Here is a 391-nt window from a genome sequence, read left to right as displayed (position 1 = left end):
ATCCTTCGGACGCTCGGGCTGCGGGATGTAGCTGTCCACCGCCCGCATCAGCTCGAGGATTGCCTGCTCGCCGATCTCGGGCGTCTTGTCCTCGAGCGCGGCCACCGCCGAGCCCTTGATGATCGGGATGTCGTCGCCCGGGAACTGGTAGCTGGAGAGCAGCTCGCGCACCTCCATCTCCACCAGCTCGACCAGGTCCGGATCGGCCAGGTCCATCTTGTTCAGGAACACCACCAGCGCCGGCACGCCCACCTGCCGCGCCAGCAGGATGTGCTCGCGCGTCTGCGGCATCGGGCCGTCGGCCGCCGAGACCACCAGGATCGCGCCGTCCATCTGCGCCGCACCCGTGATCATGTTCTTCACGTAGTCGGCGTGGCCAGGGCAGTCGACG

At 68.0% G+C, this 391-nt stretch carries 1 protein-coding gene; it reads right to left on the bottom strand.

Features of this window, described 5'->3' with window-relative positions:
- The coding region (locus tag Q7A36_RS41060) for a GTP-binding protein (RefSeq protein ID WP_305109519.1) at positions 1-391 on the bottom strand (391 nt) is incomplete at both ends.

The sequence above is a fragment of the Paracraurococcus lichenis genome (assembly GCF_030657435.1).
In the GTDB taxonomy this organism is placed as follows: domain Bacteria; phylum Pseudomonadota; class Alphaproteobacteria; order Acetobacterales; family Acetobacteraceae; genus Paracraurococcus; species Paracraurococcus lichenis.
This window is presented reverse-complemented; position numbering and strand designations above follow the sequence as displayed.